Genomic DNA, 16,761 nt, shown 5'->3' with positions numbered 1-16,761 from the left:
TTTGCAGAGGCGAATCTCGTCTCCAGCCGAAAGGCGGGCCTGCGGCCCGCTTGCGGAGCTGGAGCTCCGCGCTCCAGGTTAATCGACAAATACCCGCGCATTGCGGAACAACCGCATCCAGCCGGAATCCTCCTGCCAGTCGTCCGGGTGCCAGCTGTTGCTGACGGCGCGGGCGACCCGTTCCGGGTGGGGCATCATGATGGTGACGCGGCCGTCCTCGGAACAGAGCGAGGTGATACCGTTGGCCGAGCCGTTGGGGTTGGCCGGATAGGTATGGGTGATCTCGCGCCGGTTGTTCAGGTAGCGCATGGCGATGGTGCCGGATTGTTCACAGGCTTCCAGCGCCTTTTCGTCGGCGAACTCCACGCGCCCTTCACCGTGGGCGACCGCCACCGGCATGTGGGAACCGGCCATGCCCTGGAACAGCACCGACGGGGAGTCCTCGATCCCCACCAGCGCAAAGCGCGCCTCGTACTGCTCGGACAGGTTGCGCACGAAGCGCGGCCAGTGATCCGCGCCGGGGATCAGTTCCTTGATCACCGAGAACATCTGGCAGCCGTTGCACACCCCCAGGCCGAAGGTGTCCTGTCGGTTGAAGAAGTCCTCGAACTGGTCCCGCGCACGGGCGTTGAACAGGATCGTCTTGGCCCAGCCCTCGCCGGCGCCGAGTACGTCGCCGTAGGAGAAGCCGCCACAGCCCACCAGCCCCTTGAAGTCGTCCAGTTTAACGCGCCCGGCGAGAATATCGCTCATATGCACGTCCACGGCCTCGAAGCCGGCGCGGTGGAATGAATGCGCCATCTCCACCTGGCTGTTGACGCCCTGCTCCCGCAGTACCGCGACTTTCGGCCGCGCGCCCTTTTTGACGTAGGGTGCGCTGATATCTTCGTTGATATCGTAAGTCAGCTGCACCGACAGGCCCGGGTCGTCCTCGCGGGCAATGGCGGCGAATTCCTGTGCGGCGCAGTCGGCGTTGTCGCGCAGCGCCTGGATGCGATAGCTGGTCTCGGACCAGACTTCCTGCATACGGGCGCGGGAGCCGCGGAAGATCTCGGTGCCCTCGCGGGTAATGCGCAACTGACCATCTTCGTTGAGGCTGCCGATACGGTGCGCCGGCACGCCCGCGGACGCGAAGCGCCGCTCCAGCATACCGGCGTCGCTGGCCGGCACCTGCAGCACCGCGCCCAGTTCCTCGCTGAACAGCGCCGCCACCGGGTCCTCGCCCAGATCGAAGATCTCTACGTCCATGCCCGCGCGGCCGGCAAAACACATTTCCGCCAGGGTGGCGAAGAGGCCGCCGTCGGAGCGGTCGTGGTAGGCGATGACCTTCTCCTCGGCCAGCAGCTCCTGCATCACCTCGAAGAAGCCCTTCAGGCGGCGGGCATCATTCAGGTCCGCCGGCTCGCTGCCGAGCTGGCTGTAGACCTGCGCCAGCGCCGAGCCGCCGAGGCGATTCCTGCCCGCGCCCAGGTCCACCAGGATCAGCTCGCTCTCGCCCTTTTTCGTGCGGCGCAGTTGCGGTGTCACCACCTTGCGCACGTCGGTGACCGGCGAGAAGGCGGAGACGATCAGCGACAGCGGCGCGGTGACCGCCTTGTCCTGACCGCCGTCGTTCCAGGCGGTGCGCATGGACATGGAGTCCTTGCCCACGGGGATGGTGATACCCAGTTCCGGGCAGAGTTCCATACCCACGGCTTCCACGGTACGGTAGAGCTTTTCCTCCTCGCCCGGGTGGCCGGCGGCGCACATCCAGTTGGCGGACAGCTTGATATCGGATAGCTTCGCAATCGGCGCGGCGGCGATATTGGTGATCGCCTCGCCCACTGCCAGGCGGCCGGAGGCCGGTGCATCCAGCAGCGCCACCGGGGTGCGCTCACCCATGGCCATGGCCTCGCCGGCGGTGCTGTCGTAGGCGACGGTGGTCACGGCACAGTCCGCCACAGGTACCTGCCAGGGGCCCACCATCTGGTCGCGGGATACCTGGCCGGTCACGGTGCGGTCGCCGATGGTGATCAGGAAGCTCTTGCTGGCCACGGAGGGCAGGCGCAATACCCGCTCGGCGGCCTCGTTCAGGTCGATGCCGGCGGTCTCGAATTCCCTGGTGTCGACAGCGCGTTTTTCCACCTCGCGGTGCATCTTCGGCGGCTTGCCGAACAGCACCGACATGGGCAGGTCCACCGGTTTGGCGTCGAACTTCTTGTCGTTCAGCAGCAATTTCCTGTCTTCGGTGGCCTCGCCCACCACCGCATAGGGCGCGCGCTCGCGCTCACAGATGCTCTCGAAGTACTCGAGATCATCCGGCATCACTGCCAGTACATAGCGTTCCTGGGATTCGTTACACCAGATTTCCAGCGGGCTCATGCCCGGCTCGTCGTTGGGCACGTCGCGCAGCTCGAAGCTGCCGCCGGTGCCGCCGTCCTTCACCAGTTCCGGGAAGGCGTTGGACAGGCCGCCGGCGCCGACGTCGTGGATAAAGGCGATGGGGTTTTTGCCCCCCAACTGCCAGCACTGGTCGATCACTTCCTGGCAGCGGCGCTCGATTTCCGGGTTCTGCCGCTGTACCGAGGCGAAATCCAGGTCCTCGGAACTGGAGCCGCTGGCCATGCTGGAGGCGGCGCCGCCGCCCAAGCCAATCAGCATCGCCGGGCCGCCCAGCACCACCAGCCTGGCGCCGGGCTCGAACTCCGGCTTTTCCACATGTTCCTCGCGGATATTGCCGTAACCGCCAGCGATCATGATGGGCTTGTGGTAGCCGCGGCGCTCGCCGTCGAAATCCTCTTCAAAGGTACGGAAGTAGCCACAGATATTGGGGCGGCCGAACTCGTTGTTGAAGGCAGCACCGCCGACGGGAGCGTCGATCATGATGTCCAGTGCGGTGGCGATGCGTCCGGGCCTGCCGTAGTCCACTTCCCAGGGCTGCAGGTAGTCCGGGATCTGCAGGTCGGAGACCGTGAAGCCGGTCAGGCCCACCTTGGGCTTGGAGCCGCGGCCCACGGCGCCCTCGTCGCGGATCTCGCCGCCGGCGCCGGTGCCGGCGCCCGGGAAGGGGGCGATCGCAGTGGGGTGGTTGTGGGTTTCCACCTTCATCAGCAGGTGGATCGGTTCGACGCTGAAACCGTACGCCTTCGTCTCCGGGTCCGGGTAGAAGCGGCCGGCCTCGCTGCCCACCACCACCGCGGCGTTGTCCGAATAGGCGGACAGTACATTGTCGCCGCCGATGCGGTAGGTATTCCGGATCATGCCGAACAGGGAGTGCTCCATCTCCTGGCCGTCGATGGTCCAGCTGGCGTTGAAGATCTTGTGGCGGCAGTGCTCGGAGTTCGCCTGGGCGAACATCATCAGTTCCACGTCGGTGGGATTGCGCTCGAGCTCCTCGAAGCTCTTCATCAGGTAGTCGATCTCGTCGGCCGCCAGCGCCAGGCCCAGGTTCACATTGGCCTCTTCCAGCGCGGTGCGTCCGCCGTCGAGCAGGTTGATGCTGCCCAGCTCGCGCGGCTGCTCTTCGCGGAACAGCTGCTCGGCCCGATCGAAATCGGCCAGCACCGCTTCCACCATACGGTCGTGCAGCAGCGGCGCCAGTCTTTCCCGTTCAGCGTCGGTTAATTCGATGCCGGTAATATAGTAGGCAATACCCCGCTCCAGGCGCTGGATCTGCTCGAGGCCGGCGTTGTGGGCGATATCCGTGGCCTTGGAGGACCAGGGCGAGATGGTGCCCGGGCGCGGCACCACCAGCAGCAGCTCGCCCTGCGGCTCGTGCTGCTCCCGGGAGGGGCCGTACTGCAGCAGTCGCTCGAGCACCGCCCTGTCCCTGTCGCCCAGTTCATCGCTGTCGGCAAAGTGGACATACTCGGCGTAGATTTCTTCGATGGCGGGCTGCAGGGCGCGCAGTTGGCTGAGTAACTTTTGATGGCGGAATTTCGACAGTGCGGGAGCACCACGCAGAACTAGCATTGCGGGAGTTTGCCTCTTGTCTGAATGTGAACCTGAATCAGGCTGGGAGCTCCGCGCGGCGGAAGATTGCGCAGAGCCCCGGGAATTGGAGAGGGCGCAATTGTACCCGAAGCGACGCCGCTCCAACACTGCCGGACAGACAACAAAACTGGCGGGCAAGTCGTCCTGCCGGCCGGGGCTCCGGGTTGATCTACTAAAATTAGCCCATAGATGCAACTCGACAGATCACACAGCCAGTTTCCGGTTTGGGCAATTTCCCGCCTAATCAGGTAAAATTGGCAACCTTTATACCGGCCTCGACGCTCAGGACGAGCACCGCCGGTATCCGCTGCCACGAAAGCGAAAGATAAGAACTAAGGGACTAGAGGGGACTGCCTATGATCATGAAACGCCGCCTGTTGCGCTACAGCCGCCGCCTGACCAAGGGTCTGGTGCTGGCCTGCTGTGCCTCACTGATCGTGGCGAGCAAGACCCCGGATACGCTGGAGAAGGTGAAGACCTCCGGCAAACTGGTCGTACTGTCCCAGAATGGCCCCACCACCTATTACGAAGACGCCAGCGGCGCCCACACCGGCTTCGAGTACGGCATGCTCAGCGCCTTCGCCGCGGCACTGGGCGTGGAGCTGGAAATCCGCGACGTCCACAACCTGAACCGGATGTTCTCCCTCCTGCAAGATCCCCAGGAGGGCGCCCACCTGGCCGCCGCCGGGCTTACCGTCACGCCGGAGCGCCGTGAACAGGTGCGCTTTACCCCGTCCTACTTCGAGATACGCCAGCAGGTGATCTATCGCCTGGGCGAGGAGCGCCCCACTTCCATCGGCGACCTGGAAGGCAAACGTATCGCCCTGATCGCCGGCAGTGCCCACTCGGAACAACTGCACCGCTTGTCCAGACGCTACCCGGGCCTGGAGTGGGACGAGCTCTCCGACGTGGACGCGATGGAATTGATCGAGATGGTCGACGAGGGCGAGTACCACTACGCCGTAGTGGATTCCAACGCCTACTCGGTCCACCGCGGCCTCTACGCCAACACCTATGTGGCCTTCAACCTGAGCCAGTTCCAGCCGGTGGCCTGGGCCTTCCCCGAAGGTGAAGACGACAGCCTCTACCGCGCCGCGCGGCGCTTCATGCTGCGGGCCAACACCAGCGGCCTGGTGGCCGAGCTGCGGGAGGAGTTCTTCGGCCACGTCAGCAAACTGAACGCCGGCGGCGCCCAGGCCTTTGCCCGGCGCACCCGCGAGCGCCTGCCCAAATGGCGGGAGCAGTTGCAGCAGGCGGCCGCCGACTACAACCTCGACTGGCACCTGCTGGCAGCACTCAGCTACCAGGAGTCGTACTGGAACCCGAGGGCCCGCTCCCGCACCGGTGTGCGCGGCCTGATGATGCTGACCCGCAGCACCGCGCGGGAACTGGGTGTAAACCGACTGGACCCGGAGGAGAGCATCGAGGGCGGCGCCCGCTACCTGGCGCAGATCCGCGACAAGCTCCCCGAGCGCATCCGCGAACCAGACCGCACCTTCATGGCACTCGCCTCCTACAACGTCGGCTACGGCCACCTGGAGGACGCGCGTGTACTCACCGAAAAGATGGGCGGCAACCCGGACCGCTGGCAGGAAGTGCGCAAACACCTGCCGCTGCTGGCCAAGCGCCAGTATTACAAGAATACCAAACACGGCTACGCCCGCGGCTGGGAACCGGTCACTTACGTACAGAACATCCGCCACTACCAGACGTTGCTGAGCTGGAGCAGCCGCATCGAGGAAGAGCGCCTGGCCGAGGCCGAAGCCAGCGAACGGAAAGCCGAAGCGCTGGCGGATGTGGCGACGATGAAGGCGGAGACGGCCGCGGCAGCCTCGGCGCTTTGATCGGGACGCTCAGTAGGGTGCGCCGCGCGCACCTGTTACCCGGCCCTCCTCCGCTTGATCAGCCCGAGCAGCCACCGCGCCAGCAGCGGAAATAGCCCCAGCAACGCGAAAGACAGAATCAACTCGGGCGACAGAATGTCGGAAAGCGTTTCGACCTGCCCCAGTTGTGTACCCGCGTTCACGAAAACCACGGTTACCGGCAGCATGCCGATCTGGCTGACCCAGTAAAACGGCCAGGTGCGGATATGGGTCAAGCCCATCAGGATATTGATCAGCACAAATGGGAAAATCGGCACCAGTCGCAGCGCAAGCAGGAAAAAGCGGCCCTCTCGCTCCATCCCCAGATGGATTGCCCGCAGGCGCCCGCCGAAACGCTGTTGAACCCAGTCGTGCAGCAGGTAGCGGGATACGAGAAAGGCGATGGTGGCACCGATACTCGATGCGAAAGACGCAATCAGCGTGCCCCACCAGAGCCCGAACAGCGCACCCACCGCCAGCGACATGATGATCGCCCCCGGCAGGGACACGCCGGTGACCAGGATATAGAGCCCGAAAAACAGCAGGCCCACCAGGATGGGGGACTGCTGGCGCCAGTCGATAAACTGCTGCTGTTGTTGCTTCAGGTTATCCAGTGTCAGCCAGTGGTGTAAATCGAAGGAATAGAAAGCCAGACCCAGCGCCAGTAGTGCGGCAATCAGTAAAAATTTCCTGCCCATAAAGACCCGGCTACCGATCCAATTCCATTTCGAAATGCACGCGCAATTCGCGCCGCCAGACCGCGTCCAGCATTCCCCGAGTCGACGGCATGAGAAGCCCCCTGGGATTGTAGACTAGCGCCGCTGTGGACCCTCTCTACCAAGTGAAGAGGGAGGCTCCCTCCGGGCGGGCCGCTAAGCAGCCATCTGCGGCGTTGCACTTGCTCGACATAGAACCACTATGCCTGCGCAAGTGCGCCTTGCATCTGGCCGCTTAGCGGCCCGCTGATATCTGCATTTAATACCTTACACCACACTAGGCTACTCACCCCGGAGAAGACAGATCTCCAGCTCGGCCATGGCACTGGGCAAGTCCACCGGCACCTGCAAATCTCTCATGGTGCAGCCGATGGCGTGCAGCGTGCGGTACAGATTCTGGGCGCGGCACTGCTCGCCCATCTGCCCCACCCGCACAATCGGCAAACCGAAGGAGCCGGCGATTTCCACCCGGTATTTGCGCGACATCTGCGCGCAGATATCACTGTTGGCAACACCCTCGGGCACTTCGATGCCGACCACCGAATTGAGCCGACAGGCGCCGGGCGCGTAGAGTTTCAACCCCATGGCCTCGATACCGTTCTGCAGTGCGGTGGAGCAGCGCTGGTGGCGCTCAAAGCGCTCACTCAGGCCCTCTTCACAGACTAGGCGCAGGGCCTCGTGCAGCGCCAGCACGCCGGAGACCGGCGCCGTGTAGTGGTAGGAGCCCTTGTGCCAGAAATTCTCCGCCAGCAGCGCATCCAGGCACCAGTGCACCGGGGTTGTCGGGCGCCGGTGAATGCGCTTCCAGGCTTCCTCGGAAAAAGCCAGCAGGGAGACACCGGGAATAGAGGCCAGGCCTTTCTGGCCGCCGGTAATCACCGCGTCTATCTGCCAATTATCCATTTCCAGCGGCATGGTGCTGAGGGTGCAGACCGCATCGACAATGGTCAGGCAGCCGCGCTTTTTTGCCTCTGCGGCAATGCAGTCCAAGTTCCGGTTGCAGATGGTATTGGAGGTTTCCCCCTGAACCAGGGTGACGCACTCGGGGCAGAATTCATCGATGGCCCGCACCACGGCATCGATATCCGCCTGGGCTTTGGCCTCGCACTCCAGTAAACGTACATCGCCACCGCAACGACGACACATCTCCGCCATACGCGCACTGAAATAACCGTTGTCGAGACACAGTACCCGGGTGCCCCGCCAGACCAGATTGCTGATGGCCATTTCCATCGCCGCCGACCCGGGACCGGCAATGCCCATCACCCACTGGGATCGCGTCTGGAACACGTAGCGCGCCATGGACTTCACCTGGCCGATAATCGTGGACATGGTGGCCCCAAGGTGGTTGATCACCTGGCCGTTGGCCCGCGCCACTGCGTCCGGAATCGGCACCGGACCGGCCCCCATCATCAACAGGGGTTCTCCGGGCAGGATCTGGTGCAGGGGCTGTACGCTGGGAACGGCGATGGGTTCCCGGCTTTGCGGCGGGGTGGGATTGAGGGCACTCATGGTTCGACCTGGAAGCCAGTGGAAAAACAGTAAAAACTGCTGACCGGAAGGCTTTTGGCCGAGGGGGAAACAGCGAGAGCCAGATTTTGTCTGGCGGGTGTGGGACGGTAAATTCGGGGAAACGGAATGTCAATAAAAAGGCCACCTCTCGCGAGGCGGCCTTTTTGGGGCGGGCCTTCGGCCCGAGTGCGGAGCTGGAGCTCCGCGGTCCCGGGAGCCAGCTTACCAGCCGGCTGCTTCCTTCAGCGCGTCGCCGATCTCGGCCAGGGAGCGCACGGTTTTGACACCGGCGTCTTCCAGCGCGGCGAACTTCTCATCCGCGGTGCCCTTGCCGCCGGAGATGATCGCACCGGCGTGGCCCATACGCTTGCCGGGAGGCGCGGTGACGCCGGCGATGTAGGAAACCACCGGCTTGGAGACATTCTCCTTGATGTAGGCCGCCGCCTCTTCTTCCGCGGTACCGCCGATCTCGCCGATCATGACGATGGCTTCGGTCTTCGGATCCTTCTCGAACATCTCCAGGATGTCGATGAAGTTGGAACCCGGGATCGGGTCGCCGCCGATGCCCACGCAGGTGGACTGGCCGAAGCCGTGATCGGTCGTCTGCTTGACCGCTTCGTAGGTCAGGGTACCGGAGCGGGACACGATGCCCACTTTGCCCGCCTTGTGGATGTGGCCCGGCATGATGCCGATCTTGCACTCGTCCGGCGTGATGACGCCCGGGCAATTGGGGCCGATCAGGCGCACACCCAGCTCGTCGCACTTCACCTTGGCATCCAGCATATCCATGGTGGGAATACCCTCGGTGATGCAGACGATCAGCTTGATGCCGCCGTTGGCCGCCTCCAGGATGGAATCCTTACAGAACGGAGCCGGAACGTAGATCACGGAAGCTTCCGCGCCGGTGGCTTCAACCGCTTCTTTCACGGTGTCGAAAACCGGCAGGCCCAGGTGTTCCTGGCCGCCCTTGCCCGGGGTGACACCGCCGACCATCTTGGTGCCGTAGGCGATGGCCTGCTCGGAATGGAAAGTGCCCTGGGAACCAGTGAAGCCCTGGCAGATGACTTTGGTGTCTTTGTTAATCAGTACAGACATGATTATTTATCCTCCGCGGCCTTGACGACTTGTTGTGCAGCGTCAGTCAGGCTGGTGGCCGCAATAATGTTCAGACCACTGTTGCTCAGCACTTCGGCACCCAGATCGGCATTGTTGCCTTCGAGGCGAACGACAACCGGCACTTTCACGCCGACTTCCTTCACCGCGCCGACCACGCCTTCGGCGATCATGTCGCAGCGTACGATGCCGCCGAAAATATTGATCAGAACGGCTTTGACGTTCTCGTCGGACAGGATGATCTTGAAGGCCTCAACCACGCGCTCTTTGGTGGCGCCGCCACCCACGTCGAGGAAGTTGGCCGGGCTGCCGCCGTGCAGGTTGACGATATCCATGGTACCCATGGCCAGGCCGGCGCCGTTCACCATGCAGCCGATATTGCCATCCAGGGCGACATAGTTGAGATCCCACTTGGCCGCGTGCGCTTCGCGTGCGTCTTCCTGGGACGGATCGTGCATTTCGCGCAGGTCCGCGTGGCGGTACAGGGCGTTGCCGTCGATCACGACCTTGGCGTCCAGGCAGTGCAGGTTGCCTTCGTCGGTGATCACCAGCGGGTTGATTTCCAGCAGTGCCAGATCCTTTTCCTGGAACATTTTCGCCAGGCCCAGGAAGATCTTGGTGAACTGCTTCACCTGGGTCGGGTTCAGGCCCAGTTTGAACGCCAGCTCGCGCGCCTGGTAGGGCTGCGCGCCCACCAGCGGGTCGATGGTGGCCTTGAGGATTTTTTCCGGGGTCTCTTCCGCTACCTTCTCGATTTCCACACCACCTTCAGTGGAGGCCATGAAAACGATGCGACGGGTGGTGCGATCGACGACGGCGCCCAGGTAGAGTTCCTGATCGATATCGGTGCAGCTCTCCACCAGGATGCGGGAAACCGGCTGGCCATTCTCGTCGGTCTGGAAGGTAACCAGGTTCTCACCCAGCCACTTCTTGGCGAATTCTTCGATCTCGGCTTTGGAGTCCACCAGCTTTACACCGCCGGCCTTGCCGCGGCCGCCGGCGTGTACCTGGGCTTTTACCACCCACTTGTCGCCGCCAATTTCATCTGCCGCCGCTGCTGCCGCTGCCGGGGTTTCCGCTGCAATGCCTTTGGAAACCGGCAATCCGTATTCCGCAAACAGTTGTTTGCCCTGATACTCATGCAAGTTCATAATCAATACCAATTCACATTAGAAATGTGTTTACCAATTGCAGATTGCTCTGCACCTAACACAAAATCTGAAATTTCCGCCTTTGCAAATTTCAAATCCTGCCAATAAAACGGGGCGGTCAGCCGCCCCGATATGAAATGTCGCGCTTACTTGCGCTTCTTGCGGTTGGCGATATGGATCGCATGGCCATTGGCCGCCAGGGCCGCTTCCTTCACTGTCTCGGACAGCGTCGGGTGACCAAATACGGTCATGCCGATATCCTCGGCGCTGGAGCCGAACTCCATCGCGATCGCCACTTCCTGCACCAGGTCCGCCGCAGACGGGCCGACGATATGGGCACCCAGCACGCGGTCGGTTTCCGCGTGGGCGATGATTTTCACCATGCCGGAAGTGTCGTTGGCGGCTACGGCGCGGCCGGAAGCGACAAACGGGAAAACGCCCACGTTGTAGGGCTCGCCGTCGGCCTTCACCTGCTCTTCGGTGCGGCCCACGGAGGCGATTTCCGGGTGGGTGTAGATCACGTTGGGGATCACGTCGTAGTTCATCATCGGCTTCTGGCCGGCGATGCGCTCGGCGACCACCACGCCCTCTTCGGAAGCCTTGTGGGCCAGCATCGGGCCGCGCACCACGTCGCCGACAGCCCAGATACCCGGAGCAGACGTCATGCACAGGTCGTTGACGTAGATGAAGCCGCGCTCATCCATTTTCACGTCCGCGTCTTCGGACAGCAGGCCCTCTGTATAGGGGCGACGGCCCACACACACGATCAGCTTGTCATAGGTTTCCTGGTGCTCATTGCCGTCCTTGTCCTGGTAGGTAACGACCACTTCCTTGCCCTTCACCTCGGTGCCGGTGACACGGCAGGACAGGCGGATATCCAGACCCTGTTTCTTCAGGATCTTCTGCGACTCCTTGGCGATCTGCTGGTCCATGACGGACAGGAAGTTGTCCAAGGCTTCCAGTACCACCACGTCGGAACCCAGGCGGCTCCAGACGGAACCCAGCTCCAGGCCGATCACACCGGCACCGATCACGCCCAGGCGCTTGGGCACTTCGGTGAATTCCAGAGCGCCGGTGGAATCGACGATGATCTTGTTGTCCACCGGGGCCGGCGGGATATTCACCGGTACGGAACCGGACGCCAGGATCACATTGTCCGCCTCGTAAGTGGTGCTCTTGCCATCGTGGTCGGTGACTTCCACTTTCTTGCCCGCCAGCAGTTTGCCGGTGCCCTCGATGGAGGTGACCTTGTTGGCCTGGAACAGGCCCGAGATGCCACCGGACATCTGCTTCACGACGCCGTCCTTGCGCTCGATCATTTTCTTCACGTCGATCTTCACCTTGCCGGTGTCGATGCCGTGTACGTCGAGGGAATCCTTGGCCTCGTGGTATTTCCAGGAGCTGTCCAGCAGCGCCTTGGACGGAATACAGCCGGTGTTCAGGCAGGTGCCGCCGTTGACCACCTTGCCGTCCTTGTTGGTCCATTTTTCTACACAGGCGGTTTTCAGGCCCAGTTGTGCCGCGCGGATTGCTGCTACGTATCCCCCCGGACCGGAGCCAATTACGATTACGTCAAATTTGTCCGACATGATCAGTTCCAAATTTTTTGGTGTGTTCAATGTGCGGCCTGCGGCCGCATTGCCGAGCTGGAGCCTTCAGCACTCACAAGAAGCCTTCAGCGTTAAAGACCAGCTCGGCGTTCCCAGGGCGGCCTGCGGCCGCGATCGCGGGCATGGCCCGCTCCTACATCGGTTTTGTGACGACATCAAAGTTCGATGCGAAGGCGCTGATGCCGGTATTGTTTTGCGAGACTGTCCGCGAGAGGGACCTCGCGGACAAGCCTACAGGGACGTATTCACGGCGTGTCTCGCAAAACAATACCGGTAGCAGCGCCGCCACGGAGCCAGAAATAGCCCCCGTTAAACCTCGAGCAGAATCCGCGCCGGATCCTCAATCATTTCCTTGATCGCCACCAGGAAGCCGACCGCTTCCTTGCCGTCGATCAGGCGGTGATCGTAGGACAGCGCCAGGTACATCATCGGCAGGATTTCCACCTTGCCGTCCACCGCCATCGGGCGCTCTTGGATCTTGTGCATGCCCAGGATCGCAGTCTGCGGCGGGTTCAGGATCGGTGTGGACAGCAGGGAACCGAAGACACCGCCATTGGTGATGGTGAAGGTGCCGCCGGTCATCTCGTCGATGGACAGCTTGCCGCCCTGGGCGCGCACACCCAGGTCGCGGATATTGTTTTCCATATCCGCCAGGCCCATGTTCTCGGCGTTGCGCAGGATCGGCACCACCAGGCCCTTGGGAGAGGAAACCGCAACACCGATATCCTGGTAACCGTGGTAGACGATATCGTTGCCGTCGATGGAGGCGTTCACCGCGGTGTAGCGTTTCAGCGCTTCAACCGCCGCTTTCACAAAGAAGCCCATAAAGCCCAGGCGGGTACCGTTGTGCTTCTTCTCGAACAGCTCCTTGTAGTTCTTGCGCAGATCCATGATCGGCTTCATGTTCACCTCGTTGAAGGTGGTGAGCATGGCCGTGGACTGGGAGGCGTCCAGCAGGCGCTCCGCGATGCGCTTGCGCATGCGGGTCATGGGCACGCGCTTCTCCACGCGTTCGCCGCCGGCAGTGGCGACTTCCGCAGCGGCCGCAGCCGGTGCCGCAGCGGGAGCCTTCTCGGCTTTCTGTACATCTTCCTTGATGATACGGCCACCCTTGCCGGTGCCGGTTACGGTGGACAGGTCGACACCCTTCTCGTCCGCCAGTTTGCGCGCGGCCGGGTTGACCAACTGATCGCCGTCGCCACCCTTGGCCTCTTCCTTGGGTGCTTCCTCTTTGGGCGCTTCCGCTTTCTTCTCTTCCCCGGCTTCCTCTTTAGCACCCTCGTCCTTGGATTCGCCGCCACCGGCGCCTTCCTCGAACTTGGCGATCACTTCATTGGACAGGACGGTGTCGCCCTCGTCCTTGATGATCTCACTGATGGCGCCGTCAGCCGGGGCGACAACTTCCAGTACCACCTTGTCGGTTTCGATATCCACGATCAGCTCGTCGCGGGACACGGCTTCACCGGGCTTCTTGTGCCAGGTGGCAATGCTGCCATCCTGAACGGATTCCGGGAAAGTTGGCGCTTTAATCTCGATCGTCATTGTTCCTGTTTCCTGAGATTGACTCTGCGTTAATTTCTTTGCTCTCTCCCCCGCCCTTTCCGCAAGCGGGAAAGGAGCGAAGGGGCACTGCTGTTACCGGGTCCCGGGTCCCGAAGGTCCCGGGCCCTGTCATTTAACCGTCAGCGCCTCGTTGATGAACTTGTTCTGCTCTTCCAGGTGCGTGGACATATACCCTGCCGCCGGAGCGGCAGAGGCTGCACGGCCGACGTATTCCAGCTCCAGCTTCGGGTGTGTCTCTGCCAGCAGGCGGCGCATATGATGCTGGCTGTGATACCAGGCACCCTGGTTCATCGGCTCCTCCTGACACCAGACCACGCTCTCGAGCTTCTCGAATGCGGACGCCGCATCGACAAACTCTTCGTCCGGGAAGGGATACAACTGTTCGATGCGCACCAGGGCCACATCCTCCAGTTCCTTCTCCATGCGCGCTTCCAGCAAATGGTAGTAGACCTTGCCGGAGCACAGCACCAGGCGCTTGACCTTGGCCGGGTCCACGCCGTCGTCCTGAATCACGTTCTGGAACCGGCCCTTGGCCAGCTCGTCCAGGCTGGAGGTAGCCAGCTTGTGGCGCAGGATCCACTTGGGACTCATGATTACCAGCGGGCGGCGCATCGGGCGGATCGCCTGGCGGCGCAGCAGGTGGAAAATCTGTGCCGGGGTGGTGGCGTTGCACACCTGGATATTGTGCTCGGCACACATCTGCATGAAGCGCTCCAGGCGCGCAGAGGAGTGCTCCGGCCCCTGGCCCTCGTAGCCGTGCGGCAGCAGCATCACCAGGCCACACATGCGACCCCACTTGTGTTCGCCGGAAGTGATGAACTGGTCGATCACCACCTGGGCACCGTTGGCGAAATCGCCGAACTGGGCTTCCCAGATAATCAGCGACTTGGGCGTGGTGGTGGCATAGCCGTATTCGAACGCCAGCACCGCCTCTTCCGACAGCAGTGAGTCGTAGATATCGAACGCCGGCTGGTCCTCGTACATATTCTGCAGCGGCACGTAGCAGGAGCCGTCTTTCTGGCTGTGCACCACCGCGTGGCGGTGGGAGAAGGTACCGCGGCGCACGTCCTCACCGGTCAGGCGAACCATATAGCCCTGGTCCAGCAGTGTGCCGTAAGCCAGGGTCTCGGCCATGCCCCAGTTCAACGGCTGGGCGCCGCCGGCCATCTTGCGGCGGTCCTCGTAGATCTTGGACACCTGTCGCTGCATCACCACACCATCCGGTACCGTGGTCATGCGCTTGGCGACATCTTTCAGCTTCGCCAGCTCCATGCCGGTGTCCGCCGGTGTCTGCCAGTCGTGGTTCAGATAGGGGCCCCAGTCCACGAACATGGACTCGTCCGGCTGCTGTACCAGGCCGGTGGCCACATCCTCGCCACGATCCAGCCGGTCGCGGTAGTCGCTGGCCAGTTTGTCCGCGGCCGGCTTGTCGAGCACGCCGTCATTGACCACTTTTTCCGCGTACAGGGTGCGGGTGGTCTTGTGCTTGCGGATGGTCTGGTACATGCGCGGCTGGGTACCGGACGGGTCGTCGGTCTCGTTGTGGCCGCGGCGGCGGTAGCAGACCAGATCAATGACGATGTCCTTCTTGAACTCGTAGCGGTAATCCGTCGCCAGCAGTGCCGCCAGCACCACCATTTCCGGATCGTCGCCGTTCACATGCAACACCGGGGCGTCGATCATCTTGGCCACGTCGGTGCAGTACTCGGTGGAGCGGGCGTCGTCCTGTTTGCTGGTGGTGAAACCCACCTGGTTGTTGAGCACGATATGCACGGTGCCGCCGGTATAGAAGCCGCGGGTCTGGGACATCTGCAGGGTTTCCTGCACCACGCCCTGGCCGGCGAAGGCGGCGTCGCCGTGGATATTGATCGGCATCACCTGCTCGCCGGTGGTGTCCCCGCGGCGGTCCTGACGGGCGCGCACCGAGCCCACCACTACCGGACCGCAGATCTCCAGGTGCGACGGGTTGAAGGCCAGCGCCAAGTGCACCTCGCCGCCCGGCGTCATCACGTTGGAGGAGAAGCCCTGGTGGTATTTCACGTCGCCGGAGGTATCCAGGGTCTTCTTGCCCTCGAATTCCTCGAACAGGTCCGAGGGATTCTTGCCCAGGATGTTGACCAGTGTGTTCAGGCGGCCGCGGTGGGCCATGCCCATGACCACCTCTTTCACACCATAGGTGCCAGAGCGGCGGATCAGTGCGTCCAGCATCGGGATCAGGCTCTCGGCGCCCTCGACACCGAAGCGCTTGGTGCCCGGGTACTTGGAGTCCAGGTGGCGCTCCAGGCCCTCGGCGGCGGACAGGCGCTGCAGTATCTCGGTGCGCACGTCGGCGCCGAAGTTGGGCGTGGACTGGCTGCGCTCCAGGCGCTGCTGGAACCACTGCTGTTCGTCCAGGTTGGACAGGTGCATGATCTCCGCGCCCAGGTTGCCGCAGTAGGTGCGGTTGAGGGCGCCGACGATCTCGCGCAGGGTGGCCTCGCCCTTGCCGAGGAAGAGATCGCCGGTCTGGAAGGTGGTGTCGAAGTCGCCCTCGGTAAGGCCGTGGTAGTTGAGCTGCAGATCGGGAACCTGCTCCCGCGCCATCAGGCCCAGCGGGTCCAGGGTGGCCTTCTTGTGGCCGCGGTGGCGGTAGGAGTTGATCAACTGCAGGACCTTGACCTGCTTGCGTTCGTGTTCGACATTGATGGAGCCGGCCCCGGGAGCGGCCAGCGGGCGGGAGCGATTCTTGGCCAGGAGTTCAAAGTGGGCGCGCACCGCCGAGTGGGATACGTCGCTGCCACCACTGACCCTGGGCAGACTGTCGAAGTAACTGCGCCACTCCTCCGGCACGCTGTTGGGGTCGTGCAGATAGGTTTCGTACAGCTCCTCCACGTAGGCGGCATTGCCCCCGGAGATATGGGAGCTACGCCACAGCTGCTCCATGGTACTTTCGTGCATTTTGATGCCTACCTCGATTGCAGCGCCTGGGGTTCGGGCACTGCGCTTTCCTTTCACTCATAAAAAGGGGGCCAAACCAGGCGCGCGCAAAGCACTGCTTTGTGCGCGGTTTGGCGCCCCGCCATGGGCCGAAGGCACCGCGATTACGTGCAGCGCCGGGCCGGCGGGCGGGGCCGGGGCCAGAAAGAATCCTCCAGGTTGCGCCACGGATGGCAGCTCCGGAGAGCCCGACTAGCACCAGCCCCCTTTTTCATTCAGCACCGGCTCATTGGCCGGCATTCTAGTAGTTGGATAGGCGCCGCCGTTGGCGCCGGGCCCGCTGTGC

Annotated in this window: 9 protein-coding genes; 1 reads left to right on the top strand and 8 read right to left on the bottom strand. The window is 62.8% G+C overall.

From position 1 onward, the window contains the following. Positions 1-78: 78 nt before the first annotated feature. Positions 79-3,951, bottom strand: coding sequence for a phosphoribosylformylglycinamidine synthase (purL, locus tag OQE62_RS03725; RefSeq protein WP_265720650.1), 3,873 nt, complete (start codon positions 3,949-3,951; stop codon positions 79-81). 377 nt (positions 3,952-4,328) lie between these two features. Here purL and mltF point away from each other — a divergent pair, with 377 nt between their 5' ends. Further along, positions 4,329-5,816 carry a membrane-bound lytic murein transglycosylase MltF gene (gene mltF / locus OQE62_RS03720; RefSeq protein WP_265720649.1) on the top strand — a complete coding sequence of 496 codons (1,488 nt, stop codon included), beginning with the start codon at positions 4,329-4,331 and terminating at the stop codon, positions 5,814-5,816. Between the two features lie 35 nt (positions 5,817-5,851). On the opposite strand, the gene OQE62_RS03715 is transcribed toward mltF, so the two are convergent. The 7 genes from OQE62_RS03715 to OQE62_RS03685 form a co-directional block, all read right to left on the bottom strand. Then, positions 5,852-6,532 (bottom strand): TVP38/TMEM64 family protein, encoded by a 681-nt coding sequence (locus OQE62_RS03715; RefSeq protein ID WP_265720648.1) that lies wholly within the window; start codon positions 6,530-6,532, stop codon positions 5,852-5,854. A 300-nt stretch (positions 6,533-6,832) separates the two neighbouring features. Further along, on the bottom strand, positions 6,833-8,062 hold the full coding sequence (locus OQE62_RS03710; protein ID WP_265720647.1) for a pyridoxal-phosphate-dependent aminotransferase family protein: 1,230 nt from the start codon (positions 8,060-8,062) through the stop codon (positions 6,833-6,835). Between the two features lie 222 nt (positions 8,063-8,284). After that, the gene (gene sucD / locus OQE62_RS03705) at positions 8,285-9,157 is read right to left on the bottom strand and encodes a succinate--CoA ligase subunit alpha (RefSeq protein WP_265720646.1); all 873 of its coding nucleotides are present in this window, start codon (positions 9,155-9,157) and stop codon (positions 8,285-8,287) included. A gap of 2 nt (positions 9,158-9,159) precedes the next feature. Then, positions 9,160-10,326, bottom strand: coding sequence for an ADP-forming succinate--CoA ligase subunit beta (gene sucC, locus OQE62_RS03700; protein WP_265720645.1), 1,167 nt, complete (start codon positions 10,324-10,326; stop codon positions 9,160-9,162). A 146-nt stretch (positions 10,327-10,472) separates the two neighbouring features. Continuing rightward, positions 10,473-11,915 carry a dihydrolipoyl dehydrogenase gene (lpdA, locus tag OQE62_RS03695; RefSeq protein WP_265720644.1) on the bottom strand — a complete coding sequence of 481 codons (1,443 nt, stop codon included), beginning with the start codon at positions 11,913-11,915 and terminating at the stop codon, positions 10,473-10,475. Positions 11,916-12,245: 330 nt separating this feature from the next. Then, positions 12,246-13,478, bottom strand: a complete 1,233-nt coding sequence (odhB, locus tag OQE62_RS03690; RefSeq protein ID WP_265720643.1) for a 2-oxoglutarate dehydrogenase complex dihydrolipoyllysine-residue succinyltransferase — start codon at positions 13,476-13,478, stop codon at positions 12,246-12,248. 129 nt (positions 13,479-13,607) lie between these two features. Further along, on the bottom strand, positions 13,608-16,436 hold the full coding sequence (locus tag OQE62_RS03685; protein ID WP_265720642.1) for a 2-oxoglutarate dehydrogenase E1 component: 2,829 nt from the start codon (positions 16,434-16,436) through the stop codon (positions 13,608-13,610). Between the last annotated feature and the right edge of the window lie 325 nt (positions 16,437-16,761).

Origin of the sequence: Microbulbifer halophilus, from assembly GCF_026183675.1 — a bacterium.
Taxonomy (GTDB): Bacteria; Pseudomonadota; Gammaproteobacteria; order Pseudomonadales; family Cellvibrionaceae; genus Microbulbifer; species Microbulbifer halophilus.
This window is presented reverse-complemented; position numbering and strand designations above follow the sequence as displayed.

Bases quoted from the DNA above. Each gene is read 5' to 3' on its own strand.
- lpdA (WP_265720644.1), bottom strand. From the start codon at position 11,915: ATGTCGGACAAATTTGACGTAATCGTAATTGGCTCCGGTCCGGGGGGA.
- mltF (WP_265720649.1), top strand. From the start codon at position 4,329: ATGATCATGAAACGCCGCCTGTTGCGCTACAGCCGCCGCCTGACCAAG.
- odhB (WP_265720643.1), bottom strand. From the start codon at position 13,478: ATGACGATCGAGATTAAAGCGCCAACTTTCCCGGAATCCGTTCAGGAT.
- OQE62_RS03715 (WP_265720648.1), bottom strand. From the start codon at position 6,532: ATGGGCAGGAAATTTTTACTGATTGCCGCACTACTGGCGCTGGGTCTG.
- sucD (WP_265720646.1), bottom strand. From the start codon at position 9,157: ATGTCTGTACTGATTAACAAAGACACCAAAGTCATCTGCCAGGGCTTC.
- OQE62_RS03710 (WP_265720647.1), bottom strand. From the start codon at position 8,062: ATGAGTGCCCTCAATCCCACCCCGCCGCAAAGCCGGGAACCCATCGCC.
- sucC (WP_265720645.1), bottom strand. From the start codon at position 10,326: ATGAACTTGCATGAGTATCAGGGCAAACAACTGTTTGCGGAATACGGA.
- OQE62_RS03685 (WP_265720642.1), bottom strand. From the start codon at position 16,436: ATGCACGAAAGTACCATGGAGCAGCTGTGGCGTAGCTCCCATATCTCC.
- purL (WP_265720650.1), bottom strand. From the start codon at position 3,951: ATGCTAGTTCTGCGTGGTGCTCCCGCACTGTCGAAATTCCGCCATCAA.